The organism is Pseudomonas sp. JUb52, from assembly GCF_004341115.1.
GTDB classification, from domain to species: Bacteria; Pseudomonadota; Gammaproteobacteria; order Pseudomonadales; family Pseudomonadaceae; genus Chryseomonas; species Chryseomonas oryzihabitans.
In genome coordinates, this window is sequence record NZ_SLYS01000016.1 from 88484 (window position 1) to 104172 (window position 15689).

General features: G+C 67.8%; 17 protein-coding genes. 5 read left to right on the forward strand and 12 right to left on the reverse strand.

Features of this window, described 5'->3' with window-relative positions:
- Positions 1 to 118: 118 nt before the first annotated feature.
- Genes rlmF through EC839_RS21435 form a run of 4 tightly spaced genes read right to left on the reverse strand, consistent with a single transcriptional unit; the run spans position 119 to position 3051 of the window.
- The gene (rlmF, locus tag EC839_RS21420) at positions 119 to 1045 is read right to left on the reverse strand and encodes a 23S rRNA (adenine(1618)-N(6))-methyltransferase RlmF (protein ID WP_007163049.1); all 927 of its coding nucleotides are present in this window, start codon (positions 1043 to 1045) and stop codon (positions 119 to 121) included.
- A gap of 55 nt (positions 1046 to 1100) precedes the next feature.
- A complete protein-coding gene (locus EC839_RS21425) occupies positions 1101 to 2072 on the reverse strand; it encodes an aldo/keto reductase (RefSeq protein ID WP_007163048.1) in 972 nt (323 codons plus the stop codon).
- A 59-nt stretch (positions 2073 to 2131) separates the two neighbouring features.
- The gene (locus EC839_RS21430; RefSeq protein ID WP_007163047.1) at positions 2132 to 2836 is read right to left on the reverse strand and encodes a pseudouridine synthase; all 705 of its coding nucleotides are present in this window, start codon (positions 2834 to 2836) and stop codon (positions 2132 to 2134) included.
- Positions 2836 to 3051 (reverse strand): cysteine-rich CWC family protein, encoded by a 216-nt coding sequence (locus EC839_RS21435; protein ID WP_007163046.1) that lies wholly within the window; start codon positions 3049 to 3051, stop codon positions 2836 to 2838. The genes EC839_RS21430 and EC839_RS21435 overlap by 1 nt, the downstream gene beginning before the upstream one ends.
- Before the next feature lie 143 nt (positions 3052 to 3194).
- Between EC839_RS21435 and EC839_RS21440 the strand changes: the two genes are divergently transcribed.
- The 3 genes from EC839_RS21440 to ung all read left to right on the forward strand — a co-directional run bounded on the left by EC839_RS21440 (position 3195) and on the right by ung (position 5966).
- Positions 3195 to 4316, forward strand: a complete 1122-nt coding sequence (locus EC839_RS21440; RefSeq protein WP_007163045.1) for a glycerophosphodiester phosphodiesterase — start codon at positions 3195 to 3197, stop codon at positions 4314 to 4316.
- A gap of 52 nt (positions 4317 to 4368) precedes the next feature.
- Positions 4369 to 4821 (forward strand): NUDIX hydrolase, encoded by a 453-nt coding sequence (locus EC839_RS21445; RefSeq protein WP_007163044.1) that lies wholly within the window; start codon positions 4369 to 4371, stop codon positions 4819 to 4821.
- 449 nt (positions 4822 to 5270) lie between these two features.
- The gene (gene ung, locus EC839_RS21455; RefSeq protein ID WP_085982659.1) at positions 5271 to 5966 is read left to right on the forward strand and encodes a uracil-DNA glycosylase; all 696 of its coding nucleotides are present in this window, start codon (positions 5271 to 5273) and stop codon (positions 5964 to 5966) included.
- Positions 5967 to 5995: 29 nt separating this feature from the next.
- Here ung and EC839_RS21460 read toward each other — a convergent pair whose 3' ends face one another.
- The 4 genes from EC839_RS21460 to plsB all read right to left on the reverse strand — a co-directional run bounded on the left by EC839_RS21460 (position 5996) and on the right by plsB (position 10882).
- On the reverse strand, positions 5996 to 6940 hold the full coding sequence (locus EC839_RS21460; protein ID WP_007163041.1) for a DMT family transporter: 945 nt from the start codon (positions 6938 to 6940) through the stop codon (positions 5996 to 5998).
- A gap of 103 nt (positions 6941 to 7043) precedes the next feature.
- Complete coding sequence (locus EC839_RS21465) at positions 7044 to 7769, reverse strand: AraC family transcriptional regulator (RefSeq protein WP_007163040.1); 726 nt, start codon at positions 7767 to 7769, stop codon at positions 7044 to 7046.
- A gap of 71 nt (positions 7770 to 7840) precedes the next feature.
- Positions 7841 to 8323 (reverse strand): YbaY family lipoprotein, encoded by a 483-nt coding sequence (locus tag EC839_RS21470; RefSeq protein WP_007163039.1) that lies wholly within the window; start codon positions 8321 to 8323, stop codon positions 7841 to 7843.
- A gap of 48 nt (positions 8324 to 8371) precedes the next feature.
- Positions 8372 to 10882, reverse strand: a complete 2511-nt coding sequence (plsB, locus tag EC839_RS21475) for a glycerol-3-phosphate 1-O-acyltransferase PlsB (protein ID WP_007163038.1) — start codon at positions 10880 to 10882, stop codon at positions 8372 to 8374.
- A gap of 371 nt (positions 10883 to 11253) precedes the next feature.
- On the opposite strand from plsB, the gene EC839_RS21480 reads away from it, so the two are divergent.
- The gene (locus tag EC839_RS21480) at positions 11254 to 11466 is read left to right on the forward strand and encodes a cold-shock protein (RefSeq protein ID WP_007163037.1); all 213 of its coding nucleotides are present in this window, start codon (positions 11254 to 11256) and stop codon (positions 11464 to 11466) included.
- Between the two features lie 41 nt (positions 11467 to 11507).
- On the opposite strand, the gene EC839_RS21485 is transcribed toward EC839_RS21480, so the two are convergent.
- Genes EC839_RS21485 through dapE form a run of 3 tightly spaced genes read right to left on the reverse strand, consistent with a single transcriptional unit; the run spans position 11508 to position 13848 of the window.
- Positions 11508 to 11891, reverse strand: a complete 384-nt coding sequence (locus EC839_RS21485) for a hypothetical protein (protein ID WP_007163036.1) — start codon at positions 11889 to 11891, stop codon at positions 11508 to 11510.
- Positions 11892 to 11896: 5 nt separating this feature from the next.
- Positions 11897 to 12709, reverse strand: coding sequence for a putative RNA methyltransferase (locus EC839_RS21490; protein WP_007163035.1), 813 nt, complete (start codon positions 12707 to 12709; stop codon positions 11897 to 11899).
- On the reverse strand, positions 12706 to 13848 hold the full coding sequence (gene dapE / locus EC839_RS21495; RefSeq protein WP_007163034.1) for a succinyl-diaminopimelate desuccinylase: 1143 nt from the start codon (positions 13846 to 13848) through the stop codon (positions 12706 to 12708). Before dapE ends, EC839_RS21490 begins: the two co-directional genes overlap by 4 nt.
- An 84-nt stretch (positions 13849 to 13932) precedes the next feature.
- Between dapE and tcdA the strand changes: the two genes are divergently transcribed.
- Positions 13933 to 14718 carry a tRNA cyclic N6-threonylcarbamoyladenosine(37) synthase TcdA gene (gene tcdA, locus EC839_RS21500; RefSeq protein ID WP_007163033.1) on the forward strand — a complete coding sequence of 262 codons (786 nt, stop codon included), beginning with the start codon at positions 13933 to 13935 and terminating at the stop codon, positions 14716 to 14718.
- 109 nt (positions 14719 to 14827) lie between these two features.
- On the opposite strand, the gene EC839_RS21505 is transcribed toward tcdA, so the two are convergent.
- Positions 14828 to 15689 (reverse strand): IS110 family transposase (locus EC839_RS21505; RefSeq protein WP_132833154.1); only part of this gene is annotated, 862 nt, incomplete at its 5' end.

A 15689-nucleotide genomic window follows, 5' to 3' on the forward strand; every position in this document is an offset into this window, starting at 1 on the left:
GGCGAAGCGGACAGGTCTCACGCGCCTTCTTTCGGGCAGGGGGCAGCACCGACGAAACCGGCCAGAAAGCCGCCAAAGGGTCAAGACTCGACATACCGGCGGACGTCGGGACGCTTGGCTAGGCGAAGCGCCAGGCAAGAAAGCGGCTTTGCTTCTGGCCCTGGGCCATGGTCACCACACGGATCTCGCCGGCCTGCTCGCGGCGCAGCGCCGCCTGCAAGGGCGGCAGGTTGCTGGCCTTGGACACCAGGCAGGTAAACCAACCCACCTGGGCTGCGAAGGTGCGGCTCTCGCGAATCATCCGTTCGATGAAGGCCGCTTCGCCGCCGGGGCACCAGAGTTCGGCCGCCTGGCCGCCGAAGTTGAGCAGGGGTGCCTGCTTGCCGGTGGTCTTGCCCAGATTCTTCCACTTGCGCCGGCTGCCGCGGACGGCCTCGTCGGGGCTGGCGTGGAAGGGCGGATTGCACAGGGTGGCGGCATAGCGCTCGCCGGGTTGCAGGATGCCGGCAAAGATCGCCTGGGGCTCCGGCTGCAGACGCAACTCGATGGCGGCGGCGCAATCCGGATTGGCCGCCAGGGTGCGTTTGAAGGCATCCAGCGCCGCCGGGGCGATGTCGCTGCCGACAAAGTGCCAGCCGTATTCCTTGAAGCCTATCAGAGGATAGACGCCATTGGCGCCCGTGCCCACGTCCAGCAGTCGCGTCGTCGCGCCCCGGGGAATCCGGCCGCCATTGCCCTCGGCCAGCAGGTCGGCCAGGTGGTGCAGATAATCCGCCCGGCCGGGAATCGGTGGGCAGAGAAAATCGGCAGGGATGTCCCAGTCGCGCACGCCGTGATGCAGCGCCAGCAGGGCCCGGTTGAGCGCCCGGACCGCCTGGGGATCGGTGAAATCGATGGACAGATTGCCCCGCGGCGTCGGTGCCACGAAGGCCTTGAGCGCCGGGCTCAGGCGCATCAGGGCCGGAAAGTCGTAGCTGCCCTGGTGGCGATTGCGGGGATGCAGAGGCGCGGGGCGGCCAGGCAGAGGGCGGCGGGGCGAGGTCATGAGGGCAGGCAGGGTGGAAAAGGGGCGGCGAGCCTAGCACAGCCGCCTCTTTCACTCACGCGGGCGTCGGGGCGTCCTCCGGCAGCACGCCGATCTCGCGCAGATTGCGCCAGAAGGCGGCCGGGATGGGCGCTCGCAGCCGATCGGCGTTCTGCCGGGCCCGCTGCGGGGTACTGCTGCCGGGAATGGTGGCGGCCACCGTGGGATGGGCCAGGCAGAACTGCAGGGCCGCGGCGCGGATGTCCACGCCGTGATCCTGGCAGACGCCCTCGATCAACTCGACCTTGCGGCGCAGCGCCGGCTCGGCTTCGGCATAGTTGTAGTGCTTGCCACCGGCGAGCAGACCGGAGTTGTAGGGCCCACCCACCACGATGCCCACTCCGCGGCGTTCGCATTCGGGGAAGAGGGTGTCCAGGGCTTCTCGGTGGTCCAGCAGCGAATAGCGGCCGGCCAGCAGGAAGGCGTCGGGATCGCTCTGCTCCAGCGCCAGGCGGCAGGGCTCCACCAGGTTGACGCCCAGGCCCCAGCCCATGATCAGGCCCTCTTCGCGCATCTCGGTAAGGGCCTTGGCCGCACCCTGCATGGCCTGGGCGAAGTAGTCGCGCCAGGCTGGGCCGTGCTGGTCTTCGGACAGGTCGTGGATCCACACCAGGTCGAGGCGATCGGTCTTGAGACGTTCCAGGCTGGCCTCGATGGAGCGGCGGGCGCCGTCGGCGGAATAGTCGAGCACCCGCTTGAAGGGTAATTCATTGACGAACGGCGGCGCGTTTTCCGGCTGATCGGCCGGTTCCAGCAGGCGGCCGACCTTGCTGCAGAGGACGAAATCGTCGCGCGGCTTGTCGGCCAGCACCTCGGCGAAACGTCGCTCCGACAGCCCGGCGCCATAGTGGGGCGAGGTGTCATAGAGGCGGATGCCCGCGTCCCAGGCGGCTTCGAGGGTCGCCCGGGCCTCGGCGTCGCCTACCTCGCGGAACATGTTGCCCAGCGGGGCACCGCCAAAGCCGAGGGAGGGGATATCGATACGCATGAGAGGTCTCCAGGGTGACGTGTCTGCATCCCGACCGGTGCCCCGCCGCTCCTGTTCCCCTAATCCGCCGGACGTAGCAGCGCCACCTCTGCGGGCGTGAGTGGACGACAGTCGCCCTCGGCCAGTGCCGGATCCAGTACCAGGCTGCCGATGCGATCGCGATGCAGGGCGATGACCTCGATGCCGAAGCGGCCGAACATGCGCTTGACCTGGTGATAGCGACCTTCGACCAGGGTCAGGTAGGCGTTGTGCTCGTCCAGCAGCTCCAGCCGCGCCGGTTGGGTGGTGAGGTCTTCGTAGGCGAAGTAGAGGCCCTCGGCAAAGGCCGCGACCAGGTGCTGGGGGATGACCTCGGCGGTGGTGACCCGGTAGCGTTTGGTCTGCTTGTGGCGCGGATGACTCAGGCCGCGCGACCACTGGCCGTCGTTGGTGAGCAGCAGCAGGCCGGTGGTGTTGAAGTCCAGCCGTCCGGCCAGGTGCAGATCGGCACGCTGGTCCGGCGCGAGACAGTCCAGCACCGTGGCATGGCGGGCGTCGACGGTGGCGCTCACGCAGCCGCGCGGCTTGTGCAGCATCAGGTAGCGGCCGCCGGGACCGTCCTGCAGCAGGCGCTCGTCGGCCTCGATGCGATCGAAGGCGAACACCTCCTGGGCGGCCTGCAGGGTGGTGGCGCCGTTGACCCTTACCCGACCTTCCGCGAGCAGGCGTCGGGCGAGTTGGCGGCCCAGCTCGGGTCGGTTGCCCAGCCAGCGGTCCAGGCGCATCAGCGAGGCTCGCTCGCGACGCCGGCCGCGCAGGCCGGGCAGAGGCAGCGTCGATCACGCTCTTCCGCGGGCAGGCGTTCCAGGGCGGCGGGATCCATCGGCGTCTGCAGGCACCAGCAGTCGCGGAGCTCGCCACCGGCCGCCAGGACGCAGCTGTTGGCCTGGCCGCACAGCGGGCAGCGGGTGGGATCGAAGGGCGTGGGCGATGCGGCCATGGTGATCTCGTCGGGCGAAGCGGGCGGCAGAGTACCGGAAATTGCGACCTGGATAACGTCCGCTACGCTGGGGGTCTGCGTACTGTCGCATCCGGGGTGCAAGCTGCATCCTAGCTCCGATCGTCGGACCACCCGAGGAACCCATGACAATAACTGCTCTGCGCACCCTGATCCGTACCCTCATTCCCGGCACCCTGCTGGTCAGCCAGCTGGCGCTGGCCACCGAAGCCGATGTCGGCCAGACCCTGGCCCGGCAGGCCGGCATTCCCTGGCCGGCGGTGATCGCCCATCGCGGCGCCTCCTTCGACGCCCCCGAATCCACCGCCCCGGCCTACCTGGTGGCGCGGGAGCTGGGCGCCGACTACCTGGAACTCGACCTGCAGCGCACCAAGGACGGCCAGCTCATCGCCCTGCACGACGACACCCTGGAGCGCACCACCGACGTCGCCAAGCGTTTCCCCGAGCGCGCCAAGGCGCCGGTCAGCCAGTTCACCCTGGCCGAACTCAAGTCGCTGGACGCCGGCAGCTGGTTCAACCAGGCCCATCCCGACCGTGCCCGGCCAAAGTTCGCCGGACTCAGGATCCTCACCCTGGACGAGGTCATCGACATTGCCGAGGGCGGTCGCAACAAGCCCGGGCTGTACATCGAGACCAAGCAGCCCAAGCTGTTTCCCGGCATCGAGCGCGATCTCAAGGCCAAGCTGACCCAGCGCGGTTGGCTCGGCAAGCCCAAGGCCGGCGCCACCGGCGTCGCCGCCATGCCCGGGCGGGTGATCCTGCAGACCTTCGAGAAAGGCAGCCTGGAGCTCCTTCAGAAGGAGATGCCCGACACGCCGAAGATCCTGCTGCTGTGGCTGGGTGACGACTACATCCCGGCCAAGCCCGGGCCCACCTACGCCGAATCGGGCGAGGCCAGCAAGGCGGCCTACTATGCCAAGCAGCAGGTGCGCTCCGAGGGCGATTTCACCGCCTGGATCGAGTGGGCCAAGGCCCATGGCGCCATCGGCATCGGCCCCTCGGCGGCCCTTGAGGAGGGCGGCGACCAGAGCTATGCGGACCTGGTGAAGCCCTGGATGAACGACGTCGCCCACGAGCGGGGTCTGCTGGTGCATGCCTATACGGTGGACTCGGCGGTGGACTACGCCCGTCTCGCGCCGCGTGGGGTGGATGGCTTCTTCAGCAATCGCGCCGCCGAATTGCTGAAGTTCTATGAGCGTCCGGCCAAGCAGGCACCCGCGGCCCTGCTCAAGCAGCTGGGTTACTGAGTCCAGACGGGGAGGCCTGGCGGTCTCCCCCATCGCCACCGGAGGCCTCCGCATGTCCCGCCATGCCTTCAACGGCGCCAAGCTGGCGCTGCTCTGCGCCGAGCAGATCCTGGTCTATCAGCGCGATGACAAGCCCGACATCCCCTGGCCGGCTCTCTGGGACCTGCCGGGCGGCGGGCGCGAAGACGACGAAACGCCCGAGCGCTGCGCCCTGCGCGAGCTGGAAGAGGAATTCGGCCTGGTGCTGGACGAGGCGCGGTTGACCTGGGGACGTTGCTATCCACCGCGTCAGCCCGGTTATCTGCCCAGCTGGCTGTTCGCCGGGCAGTTGCATCCCGCCGAGATCGCCGCCATCCGCTTCGGTGACGAAGGCCAGCACTGGCAGCTGATGAGCATCGTCGACTTTCTCGCCCATCCCCAGGGCGTGCCCCATCTGCAGGCGCGGCTGCGGGACTACCTGGGCGAGCGGAAGGAAAGCGGACCGGCGTCTCTTAATCCCGGCTGAATGAACGCGCGATAATCGAGCGCGAGCGGCGGGCGCAGCTTAAGCTTTCTCCAGGCCCATCCGGGCCGTTCTGGAGATCTCCCCCATGCGCCATTTCCTCTTGGCGTCGCTCTGTGCCCTGACCTTCACCGGCTGCACCGTCTACGACACGTCCCCGCGCTATTACAGCCGTCCGGCACCCCCCGCGGCGGTCTTTTACGGCACGCCAGCCTATCCGCCGCCCGCGGTCATCGTGCGGCCCTATGGCTACGGCTACTACTATCGACCGGCCCCGCCACCACCGCCCCACTGGGGGCCGGGTCCCGGTTGGGGACCGCCGGGCTGGGGGCCGCGCCCGGGTTATGGTCCGCCCGGCTGGGGCCCGCGCTACGGTCCACGCTGGTAGCGGGTTTGACAGGGGCAGCCGGCTTTTCTAGGGTGCTGCCCTTGTCTTGACCAGGAAGCCTCGAATCGTGGACGACGATCGCATCAAGCTCGACCCCCAATGGAAAGCCGCGCTGCGCGACGAATTCGAGCAGCCCTACATGCGTCAGCTGAGCGAGTTCTTGAGGCGCGAGAAGGCGGCGGGCAAGGTCATCTATCCGCCCGGTCCGCTGATCTTCAATGCTCTCAATACCACCCCTCTGGATCAGGTCAGGGTGGTCATTCTCGGTCAGGATCCCTACCACGGTCCGGGCCAGGCCCATGGCCTGAGCTTCTCGGTGCAACCCGGGGTGCCGGCGCCACCGTCGCTGCAGAACATCTTCAAGGAACTCAAGCGCGACCTGAACCTGCCCATTCCCAACCATGGCTATCTGCAGCACTGGGCGGAGCAGGGCGTGCTGCTGCTCAACACCTCGCTGACCGTGGAGCAGGCCAACGCCGGCTCCCACGCCAAGGCCGGCTGGCAGCGATTCACCGATCGCGTCATCGAGGTGGTCAGCGCCGAGCGCGAGAATCTGGTGTTCCTGCTCTGGGGCAGCCATGCCCAGAGCAAGCAGGCGCTCATCGATCCCCAGAAGCACCTGATCCTCAAGTCGGCGCATCCCTCGCCACTGTCGGCCCACCGCGGCTTCATCGGCAACGGCCACTTCGGTCGCACCAACGAATTCCTGCGCAACGCCGGGCTCACCCCCATCGACTGGGCCTTGCCGCCGCTGGCGTAGGAGAGGCGCAGCCGGCCGGATACTCAGGGTCAGGTCGCCGCCGCCGCTACCGTCCGGGCCGGGCGCCGGTGGCACTGCAGGCACCAGCTCGTCCCGAGCAGGAGCAGGAGGATCGCCAGGGCTTCCAGGCGAGTCGGCCAGCGCCCGTTCCAGAGAAAGCCATAGGTCAGCGAGGCCAGGGTCTCGATGACGATGGCCTGGCCACTCAGGGTCAGGGGTAGCCGGCGGCTGGCCTGGTTCCAGCAGGCGCCACCGATCACCGAGGCGAGCAATGCCACGCCGGCAGCCACCAGCAGTGGCTGCAGCCAGTCCGCCGGTGCTCGCAACGCCAGCTCCTCGCCGAGCAACCAGGGCGCGGCCAGCAGGGCCTGAGCGCCGGTCATCCCGCCCAGCAGCAGGCCCCAATCGTGGGCGCCGATCGGCGTCCTGGCCAGGAAGCGCGTGTTGACCACCGCGAACCAGCTCCAGGCCAGCAGGGCGCCACAGGCGCACAGCAGGCCCAGGGCGGGCTGCTCGCCGACGGCGGTGGTGGTCAGCGTCTCGTAGCTGATCAGGGCAACGCCGAGCAGCGCGCAGCAGAGCGACGGCCAGAGGCGCCCGAAGCTCACGGCGCCCGCGTCGCGCTGCCCGGCCAGGGCCACCAGCAGCGGGATCAGGCCGACGATCAGGGTGGTCGCCGCGATACCGGCCTGCTTCACGCCCACGCCGACCAGGGTGTAGTAGCCCAGGTTGCCGATCAGGCTGAGCCAGAACAGGCGCCTGCCATCGGCCCAGCTCAGTTGCGAGCGCAGTCGGCGCCAGCAGCGCAGCAGCAGCCCGAGAGACACCAGGCCGTAGCATAGAAAGCGCAGCACGGCGAACTGGGCGCCGCTCAGGTCGGGGACCAGCGCTGGCGCCAGAAAGATCACGCCCCAGCACAGGCCTGCCGCCAGCCCATAGCCGATACCCACCGCCGATAGTTCTCGTTCCTGCATCGCACCGTCTCCACCCATTCGCCACCAGTGTGGCGACGGCTAGGGGAACCGGTCTTGCGCGAGGCTGCGGGGCTTTTTACCTGGACTGCTTACCTGGACTGAGTTACCCGGGCAGTCGCTGGCCGCGCCGCCAGGCGGCCGGGCTGATGCCCTGGCGGCGGGTCATGGCGCGGGTCAGGGCGGCCTGATCGGAAAAGCCGACGCGCAGGGCGATGTCGGCAATCGGCAGGCGGCTGTCGCCCAGCCAGCGCTGCGCCTGGCGCAACCGCAGATCGGTCAGCCAGGCCTGGGGCGTCTGGCTGAAACGCTGGTGGAACAGCAGGTGCAACCGCGTCAGCCCCAGGCCCGCCAGACGGGCCATGGCCGCATTGTTCCAGTCACCCGCGGGCTGGGCCTCCACCTGGGCCAGCAAGCGGTCGAAGGCCGAGCCGGCGGCAGTGGCGTCGAGCGAGGCGAGCAGCAGGCGGGTGAGTTCGGGCGCGTGTTGATCGAGGGCATCAGGCGAAGTCAGCTCGGCGAAGGCGATCAGCTGCCGCGTCGCGGGCTGGATCGCCAGACCCGGCTGCCGTAGCGCGCGATCCAGAATGGGGGCAGGCAACCAGTCGGCGGCGCAATCGATCACCAGAAAGCGGCTGCCTGGCTCCGATTGCTGGGCATGACCGCAGTCGGGCGCCACCAGGGCCGCGAGCCCGGTATGCAGCCGCGTCCCGCTACGCCCGGCGAGTTCCAGCTCCATGCCGCCCTGGATGGGCAGCACCAGCTGCGCGAAGGCATGGGCATGGGGCTGGTGGTCGCCCTGATAGCGCTTGATGGCGAGGCGAGGAGTCAAGGCGCACCTCGGTGGAGAAGCGGGAGGTCGAGAGCCTTGATCCTAGCATGCCACGCCGAGTCTCTTGGAGTTCAGCGCACCGGCTGCAGCGGCAATTCCACCTCACCACCGCTGTTCAGATCCACGGTCACCGGCTGCTGGGTCAGGTACAGCGGGCGACCGCCGAGCAGGATGCGGCCGCTGAGCAGATAGCGCTCGCCGCTCTTGACCTTGGCCGGGGCGTAGTCGAGGCGGAAGGGCACCTGGCCGGGTTGCTTGACGAACAGGGTGCGCTGGGCCAGGCGACCGGCAGGGGTATCGCCGGCGCTGGCGCTGTAGAGGCTGACGGTGAGCTTGGCGGTGGGCGGTACCGGCTCGTTGGCGGTAAAGGTGGCCTGGCCGCTGAGGCTGGTCATGCTCGGCTGGGCCGGCACGCCAGGGGTGGTGGTCTGCGGCTGCTCGGTGGGCGGTAGCGGCTGGCCGGCCGGCGGCGGTGGCGTCGCGGGACCGGGGCGCAGCCCGCTACAGGCGCTGAGCAGCAGCGAGGTGGCGAGCAGGGTGGCGATTCTTTTCATGGGTAGATCCTGGACTGAAATCGACTGCTGTGACCCATGGATGCCCGCTTAGTTGCCGGCGACCACCGTGGATTCGGCTTCCGGCAGGTTCGGGGCCTCGGGCCGATCCAGGGCCACCTGGCGGATCGACAGGCGAATCTCCGCCGGCAGCACCCGCTTGCCCGCACCCTCGGCCAGTTCACCGAGCAGTTCATGGTGACCCAGGGTGCCGTCGTCGGCCTTGCGCAGCACCCCTTCGGCCAGCAGCGTCTGGATGAAATGGCGGAACAGCGACTTGTCGAAGAATTCCGGCGCATTGAGGCCATGCAGCACCGACAGCCGCTGGGCCATCACCGTGCAGAGTTCTTCCAGCTGCGGCGCGGTCAGGCTGTTCTGCCCGTGGTTGAGGATCAGCGCAGTGGTCATGTAGTAGCGCTGCAGGGTCTGCAGGATGGCCCGCGCCAGCAGGGTGAGGCGGACGAATTGCCGCGAGCTGGGCGCCGCGCGCACGAAGACGTCGTCCTCGATGCGCAGCAGGCCGCGCTCCACCATGGCTTCCAGCCAGCCGTCCAGCACCAGCGGCAGCTCCTCGCGCTCCCAGTGGATGAACAGTTCGGCCTGCAGATAGGGATAGAGCGCCAGGGCGAATCTATGGATCAGCTCGCGGGTCATGCGCCCGGTGTTCTGGAAGAAGCTGGCGATCAGCGCCGGGATGGCGAAGAGGTGCAGGACGTTGTTGCGGTAGTAGGTCATCAGCACCGCGTTCTGCTCGTCCAGGTAGAGGATGCGCCCCAGGGCGTCCTGCTGCTCGGAGAGGAAGCCGAGGGCGCGCACCTCTTCGATGATCGCCTGGCCGTCGCCCTCGGGCAGGGTGACGCTGGTGGAGTAGGGGACCCGTTTCAGCAGATCCAGATAGAGGTCGATGGCGCGCACCAGGGCGCCTTCGTCGAGGGCCTGGCGATGGGTCGACAGCAGCGCCAGGGCCACCAGGTTGACCGGGGTGACGGCCGCCGCGGCATTGATGCGGCGCACCACCCGCTCGCCCAGTTCGTGGGTGACCGAATTGAACCAGGCGGGCTTCAGGTCTTCGCCCAGGGGTTCGTCGCGCCAGCCTGGACGGCGGGCATCGAGAAAGCTCTGCAGCGGGATGGGCTCGCCGAAGTTGACCCAGACCCGACCGAAGCGCTGGCGCAGGGCGCCGAAGACCTTGACCAGGTCGAAGATGGATTCCTTCTTCTTGGCCGCGCCGCGCAATTCACCGAGGTAGGTGCGACCCTCGAACACCTTTTCGTAGCCGATGTACACCGGTACGAAGACGATGGGCCGCCGGGAATCGCGCAGAAAGCTGCGCAGGGTCATGGCCAGCATGCCGGTGCGTGGCTGCAGGGTACGGCCGGTCCGCGAGCGCCCGCCCTCGACGAAGTACTCGGTGGAGAAGCCGCGGCTGAACAGGCTGTGCAGGTATTCGTTGAACACCGCGGCATAGAGGGCGTTGCCCTTGAAACTGCGCCTCATGAAGAAGGCGCCGCCGCGTCTCAGGATGTTGCCCACCACCGGCATGTCCAGGTTGATGCCGGCGGCGATGTGCGGCGGGGTCAGGCCGTTCTGGAACAGCAGGTAGGAGAGCAGCAGGTAGTCGATGTGGCTGCGGTGGCAGGGGACGTAGACCACGGTATGACCGGGCGCCATCTCTTGGATCCGCTCGATGTGGCTGACCGTGACGCCATCGTAGATGCTGTTCCAGAACCAGCGCAGACCGACGTCCAGGCAGCGCACCACCGGATAGGAGAAGTCCGAAGCGATCTCCCGGGCATAGTGCGCCGCCTCGTCTTCGATGCGTCCGGGAGTGGCCTTGCGCTGGGCGATCTCGTGGGCGATGGTCGCCCGCACCTGGGGTGCCCGCAGCAGGCCGCGCAGCAGGGTGCGCCGGTGCGACAGGTCCGGACCGATCACCGCCTGGCGCACGTTGCGGAAGTGGATGCGCAGCCGGCGCATCACCAGACGCTCCAGGCGTTGCGGATCGGGGCGCTGGCTGGCCAGTTCGCCCAGGGACAGCGGCTTGGAGAATTGCACTCGGGTCAGCCGGCCCAGCACCAGGATGCGCGCCAGCTTGCGCAGCCGGCCGGTCACCACCCAGTTGTCCGCCCAGAGCAGTTTCCAGGGACTGGTCTCACGATCCGGCGACTGGCCCCAGAAGACGCTAACCGGCACCAGCTGGACGTCCGCCAGCTGCTGCTCGGTTACCGCGGTGACCACCCGGCGCAGGGTAGGGGGCACCGAGCGCCGCGCCGGGCGCCCGCGCCAGTTGGCCTTGCCGGTGGCGTTGAAGTAGGCCAGTGGCTCGGTCTTGCTGCCCAGCACCAGCGGGCGCAGTGGTCGCGGCAGCCCGGCCTTGCGGCACTCCCGGTCGAGCACCGCCAGATCGCTCAGCGAGGCTTCGGGGAGGACATAGAGCACCGGCTTGGCGGGATCGATGCGGCTGAGCAGACTGGCCGCCTGGGTGGTCTCGGAGCGAACCCAGAGATAGAGCAGGCGCTTGAGCAGCGAGAAGGCCAGAAGGCGCAGCGGCGAACGGGTCATGGAGGGCTACCGGAATGACGGGGCGGCAGTGTGCCGGATGGCCTGGCGGGCGTAAAACCGCCCGTGTTGTTCTGACTTCGACCCGGCAGTCGGCGCCTTGTCCCCGCTGTCGAAAAAATGCCGCTTAAATCGTCGAAAACCCGGCGCTGGCGCGGCTTCCAGCCGTGATGGCACTTTGCGTAAAGAACGTTGCTTTTGCCGGGAAAGCCATGCTTCATAAGGTGTCGGCAAGTTGTTGCCAGTGGTCGGACCCGGGCTGCCAGCCTGGCGACCGATCCGATGCGCGATCCGTACCGATACCAAAAGGCAACCCGGTCGCCCAGGCTGTGGCGAGCGGGGATAGGAAATCCAGAAAGCTTCGGAGAGATGTGATGGGTGAGCAACGCGAAACCGGGACCGTCAAGTGGTTCAATGACGCCAAGGGATATGGATTCATTCAACGCGAGGGCGGTGCCGACGTGTTCGTTCACTACCGCGCCATCCGTGGTGAGGGCCACCGCTCCCTGACCGAAGGCCAGCAGGTGGAGTTCTCGGTGATCGAGGGCCAGAAGGGCCTGCAAGCCGAAGACGTGGCCCGGGTCTAGGCCCGCTGTGCGAGGAGCGCAAGGCTCCTCGCACCTTCAGTTCACTCGGTGCGCCAGACGATCTCTTCGACGCCCGCCTCCGTCACCTTCAGCCAGCGATCGGCGGCCTCTTCCTCTTCTTCCTCGCTCCAGCCACTTGGCGCGCAGCGCACCTGCACCTGCAGGGCCGCATGGGCATCGCGGGCACAGGCCAGGTCATCCACCCAGGGCGATACATCGCTTTCCAGCAGCAGGCTGTGCCATTTGCCCACCGCCTTCGGCAGCCAGGTGACCGGAATGGACTCGCCGCCATAGCGCAGGGTGCACTTGAAGGTCTGCCCGCGCGCCTGCCAGGCGCAGGGCATGGCGAACACCTGTTCGAGCCAGGCCGAGACGGCGTCCTGGTCGACGTCCTTGAGATAGATTTCGATATCGGGCTGGCGCATAGGGCTTAGGCTCCGGATTTGACGATCCAATCGTAACGTACTGCCACCCGCACCTCGAAGGGCTCGGCGAGGACCCGCTCCCGGCGTTCGGCGTTGACGCGCCAACCGTGGGGGGTCATGGCCAGCAGGTTTTCACGGGTCTGGCGTTCGGCCAGCGGCAGCACGAATTCGAGCCCCTCGCTGTGGGCCAGTTCCAGGCCCTTCGGCAGATCCTGCAGGTGCTTGTCTTCGGCATAGTCGCGCACCTCGTCATAGAGCCGCTGGCGCAGCTCCAGCAGGTGGGCGCTGGCCGGACCCAGGCGCAGGATGCCGCCGCCGGGTGCCAGCACGCGCTGGGCTTCAGCCCAGTCGATGGGGCTGAAGACACTGGCCAGCAGCTGGCAACTGGCGTCCGGCAGCGGCAGGCGCGCCATGCTCGCCACCAGCCAGGTCAGCGCCGGGGTACGCCGGCAGGCGCGGCGCACCGCCTCGCGGGAGATGTCCAGGGCATAGCCGTCGGCCGCGGGCAGCGCCTGGGCCAGGCGCGCGGTATAGAAGCCTTCGCCGCAGCCCACGTCGATCCAGCGCTGGGGTGCGCGTTCGGTGGCCAGGTGCGCCAGGCGCTCGGCCAGGGGCACATAGTGACCGGCATCGAGAAAGCGTCGGCGGGCCTCGACCATGGCGGCGTTGTCGCCCGGGTCCAGACTCTTCTTGTGCTGCACCGGCAGGAGGTTCAGATAGCCCTGGCGGGCACGGTCGAATCTATGACCGGCGGCGCACCCGACGCCACCCTCGAGTTCGGCCAGCGGGGCTTGGCAGAGCGGACAGATCAGCTTCATGCCAGCAACCGCACCAGGGTGCCGTAGTACACCTCGGTCAGTAGATCCAGGTCGCTGGCCAGCACGTGCTCGTCCACCTGGTGGATGGTGGCGTTGACCGGACCCAGTTCCACCACCTGGGCGCCCAGGGTGGCGATGAAGCGACCGTCCGAGGTGCCGCCGCTGGTGGAGGCTTCGGGGCGGTAGCCGGTGACGGCTTCCACGCTGGCCGAGACGGCGTCGAGCAGGTCGCCCGGCTCGGTGAGGAAGGGCAGGCCGGACAGCGACCAGTCGATGTGCCAGTCCAGGCCGTGGCGATCGAGGATGGCCTCGACCCGGGCCTGCAGGCCCTCCACGGTGGATTCGGTGGAGAAGCGGAAGTTGAACAGCGCCTGCAACTCGCCCGGCACCACGTTGCCGGCGCCGGTGCCGGAATTGACGTTGGAGATCTGGAAGCTGGTGGGCGGGAAGAAGGCGTTGCCCGCGTCCCACTGTTCGGCGGCCAGATCCGCCAGCGCCTGGGCGGCCAGATGAATGGGGTTGCGCGCCAGGTGCGGATAGGCCACATGGCCCTGTTTGCCGCGCACGGTCAGGCGACCGTTGAGCGAGCCGCGACGCCCGTTCTTGACCACGTCGCCTAGCAGCCGGGTGCTGGAGGGTTCGCCGACGATGCACCAGTCCAGTCGTTCGCCGCGCTCGCGGAGGCGCTCGACCACGGCACGGGTGCCGTGCAGGGCGGGGCCTTCCTCGTCACTGGTGATGAGGAAGGCGATGGCGCCGCGATGGTCCGGGTGGTCGGCGACGAAGCGCTCCACGGCGATGATCATGCTCGCCAGGCTGCCCTTCATGTCGGCGGCGCCGCGACCGCGAAGCATGCCGTCGGCATCCACGTGGGCATTGAAGGGGGCCTGCTGCCAGGCCTCCAGGGGGCCGGTGGGCACCACGTCGGTGTGCCCGGCGAAGCACAGCACCGGACCCGCGCCGCCACGCCGCGCCCAGAAGTTGTCCACCTCTTCGATGCGCAGGGGTTCGAGGGCGAAGCCCAGGCGCTCCAGGCGCTGCATCATCAGGGCCTGGCAGCCTTCGTCCAGCGGCGTGACCGAGGCCCGGCCGATGAGGTCGCAGGCGAGTTCCAGGGTGGGGGTGAGGGCGGTGGTCATGGCGGGTCCCGGGAGGCGGCTAGGGTTCAGGGGGAGCGGTATGGTAAAGGAAAACCTATACTGTGGCTTTTGTGGAAAGCCTTCATGACGTTCGATGAACAACGCTTCGGCGGGATCGCCCGGCTCTATGGGCAGGAGGCCGTCGAGCGCCTGGCCGCCAGTCATGTCGCCGTGGTCGGCATCGGCGGGGTGGGCTCCTGGGCCGCCGAGGCCCTGGCCCGCAGCGGCGTCGGCCGCATAAGCCTGTTCGATCTGGACGACGTCTGCGTCAGCAACACCAATCGCCAGGTGCATGCGCTGGAAGGCCAGGTGGGGCGGCCCAAGGTCACGGTGATGGCCGAACGCATCCAGGCCATCAATCCGGCCTGCCAGGTCAAGGCGGTGGCAGACTTCGTCACCCGCGAGACCATGGCCGACTACATCACTGAAGAGCTCGACCTGGTGCTGGACTGCATCGACAGCGTGGCCTCCAAGGCGGCGCTGATCGCCTGGTGCAAGAGACGCAAGATCGCCATCGTCACCACCGGCGGCGCCGGCGGCCAGATCGACCCCACCCAGATCCAGGTGGTCGACCTCAATCGCACCTACAACGACCCCCTGGCCTCGCGGGTCCGCTCGCTGCTGCGCCGCGACTACGGCTTCTCGCGCAATCCCAGTCGCCACTACAGCGTGCCCTGCGTCTTTTCCACCGAGCAACTGCGCTATCCCAAGCCGGACGGCAGCGTCTGCCAGCAGAAGAGTTTCGTCGGCGAAGGCGTCCGCCTGGACTGCGCCGGCGGCTTCGGCGCGGTGATGATGGTGACCGCCACCTTCGGCATGGTCGCCGCCGCCCGCGCCGTGGACAAGCTGATCCAGAAGCCGAAGAAATAGCGCTTTTCGTCGGTTGGGTTGAGCGCAGCGAAGCCCAACGGTGCCCCGATCGAGCCGGCCATGTCGGGCGTGAAGGCGCCCGCGGGCGCGTAGATACCGTCTTCGCCCTTCAGTGTGCAATGGCTAAAGCAGGGTCGAAAGGCTTGCCCGATTTGAGCACGCCATAGGCGATGGTCAGCAGCTTACGCATGGCGGCGCAGACGGTTTGTTTACCTTTCTTGCCCCTGGCTTTCAGGCGCTCGGCTTGCGCCTTGATAGCCGGGTTATAGGTCAGCGCCACGACAGCAGGTAGGTATAGCGCACTTCGTAAGCGGACTGATCCCATGCGCGAGATGCAGGTATGGCCGCGCGCGAGGCCGGACTCCTGCAGGCGCGGGTTCAAGCCGGCAAAGGCGGTAACGGCGCGCGCATCGGCGAAGCGGTCGATATCGCCGAGCTCCGCCAGGATCAGGGCGGCGGTCTTGTCAGCGATGCCGTCGATACTCACCAGCAGGTCGCGCTTACCACGCAAGTCCGGATCGTCGTCGATATGGCGTTTGATCTGTTCGAGCGTCCAGGCGATCTGCTCATCGAGCCGTTGCAAGACTGCCCGGATCGAGTCCTGGACTTTTTCCGGACTGATCTCAAGCCGATTGAGCTCCATCTGCCGTAGCGATTGGAGATCCTCCAGGCGCCGGGTCAGCGCGCGAAGCGCGCGGATGGACACAGGTTCCGGGTGCCAGGCTCGCAGACTATCTTCATGCCGCTGGCCATAGGTGGCAATCAGCTTGGCGTCGAGTTTGTCCGTTTTGCTGCGCTGCAACTGGCTTTGCGCATAACGGGCGATCTGTGCTGGATTGAGCACCGCGATTCGGTAGCCCAACGCATGGAAGTGCCCGGCGAGCGATTCGTGATAGATGCCCGTGGCTTCCATCACGATCCAAGCGCCTGGCTCGGCATGCTGTTGCAGCCAGTCAGCAAAGACCGCGAAG

Excerpts from the sequence above, each read along its gene's own strand:
- EC839_RS21440 (WP_007163045.1), top strand. The coding sequence starts at position 3,195 with ATGACAATAACTGCTCTGCGCACCCTGATCCGTACCCTCATTCCCGGC.
- EC839_RS21460 (WP_007163041.1), bottom strand. The coding sequence starts at position 6,940 with ATGCAGGAACGAGAACTATCGGCGGTGGGTATCGGCTATGGGCTGGCG.
- plsB (WP_007163038.1), bottom strand. The coding sequence starts at position 10,882 with ATGACCCGTTCGCCGCTGCGCCTTCTGGCCTTCTCGCTGCTCAAGCGC.
- EC839_RS21425 (WP_007163048.1), bottom strand. The coding sequence starts at position 2,072 with ATGCGTATCGATATCCCCTCCCTCGGCTTTGGCGGTGCCCCGCTGGGC.
- EC839_RS21430 (WP_007163047.1), bottom strand. The coding sequence starts at position 2,836 with ATGCGCCTGGACCGCTGGCTGGGCAACCGACCCGAGCTGGGCCGCCAA.
- rlmF (WP_007163049.1), bottom strand. The coding sequence starts at position 1,045 with ATGACCTCGCCCCGCCGCCCTCTGCCTGGCCGCCCCGCGCCTCTGCAT.
- dapE (WP_007163034.1), bottom strand. The coding sequence starts at position 13,848 with ATGACCACCGCCCTCACCCCCACCCTGGAACTCGCCTGCGACCTCATC.
- EC839_RS21480 (WP_007163037.1), top strand. The coding sequence starts at position 11,254 with ATGGGTGAGCAACGCGAAACCGGGACCGTCAAGTGGTTCAATGACGCC.
- EC839_RS21490 (WP_007163035.1), bottom strand. The coding sequence starts at position 12,709 with ATGAAGCTGATCTGTCCGCTCTGCCAAGCCCCGCTGGCCGAACTCGAG.
- tcdA (WP_007163033.1), top strand. The coding sequence starts at position 13,933 with ATGACGTTCGATGAACAACGCTTCGGCGGGATCGCCCGGCTCTATGGG.
- EC839_RS21485 (WP_007163036.1), bottom strand. The coding sequence starts at position 11,891 with ATGCGCCAGCCCGATATCGAAATCTATCTCAAGGACGTCGACCAGGAC.
- EC839_RS21435 (WP_007163046.1), bottom strand. The coding sequence starts at position 3,051 with ATGGCCGCATCGCCCACGCCCTTCGATCCCACCCGCTGCCCGCTGTGC.
- EC839_RS21445 (WP_007163044.1), top strand. The coding sequence starts at position 4,369 with ATGTCCCGCCATGCCTTCAACGGCGCCAAGCTGGCGCTGCTCTGCGCC.
- EC839_RS21470 (WP_007163039.1), bottom strand. The coding sequence starts at position 8,323 with ATGAAAAGAATCGCCACCCTGCTCGCCACCTCGCTGCTGCTCAGCGCC.